The sequence below is a fragment of the Paenirhizobium naphthalenivorans genome, assembly GCF_007992095.1.
GTDB classification, from domain to species: domain Bacteria; phylum Pseudomonadota; class Alphaproteobacteria; order Rhizobiales; family Rhizobiaceae; genus Allorhizobium; species Allorhizobium naphthalenivorans.
The window spans coordinates 1-661 of record NZ_BJZP01000133.1 but is presented as its reverse complement, the minus strand read 5'-3'; the positions used below and the strand labels follow the sequence as shown (position 1 = coordinate 661).

The 661-nt window shown below is 58.1% G+C and carries 1 protein-coding gene and 1 pseudogene; one reads left to right on the top strand and one right to left on the bottom strand.

Annotated features, from left to right (window positions below; translation table 11 throughout):
• A pseudogene (locus tag RNA01_RS24535) lies at nucleotides 1-83 on the top strand (transcriptional regulator TraR); the annotation flags it as partial.
• Between the two features lie 14 nt (nucleotides 84-97).
• Here the strand turns inward: RNA01_RS24535 and RNA01_RS23540 are convergent.
• Complete coding sequence (locus tag RNA01_RS23540; RefSeq protein ID WP_147182473.1) at nucleotides 98-397, bottom strand: transcriptional repressor TraM; 300 nt, start codon at nucleotides 395-397, stop codon at nucleotides 98-100.
• Nucleotides 398-661: the final 264 nt, after the last annotated feature.

Here is a 661-nt window from a genome sequence, read left to right as displayed (position 1 = left end):
CGATTGACGATGTCAGAACGCGCTACAATCTGGCCAATCATGCGCAGGTGGTGGCTTTGGCTATCCGACGCGGCCTGATTTAAGCTGATCCGGCGTATCAGGCCTTGGGCGTATAGCCCAGAATGTGCAGCAGGGTCGTCAGGGCTGACATTTGCGCGTGCATCCTGATGGTTGCCTCGAGATAGGCAATATTGGCATCGCCAACAAGCTCCTTACCGGCTTTAACGTCAGCCGGCAGTTCATTGAACAGATTTTCTGCCCGCTCCAACAGTTCGCGATGTTCACGGATCGCATCGATCGTGAGACGCTCGACAAGCGGTGACGGAAGCCCATGCAGGAGCCCTATCAGCGGCTTCAGATCGACTGCCTCGCCATTCAATCGGTCGTCGGCGTCCATGTTCAACTCCCAAAACAGGAATGCGCGGTTCGCCCCCGCATAGTTCCTGACCCCTGGCGATCGGGGAGTTTGTAACCGAGCACACTCAGCCCATGGACCTTTAGTTCCGAGGAACCTGGACATACGTCCACGGCTCCCCGACCATAGGTCGAGGAATTCGGCGCCCTAACGGCGGGCACCAAACCGGTGTGCTTCGGGTTACAAAGCCCGGAGGCAGCGCGTACTGCCTCACCAGCGCTTATAGCGACCTAACCTCATCCGCGC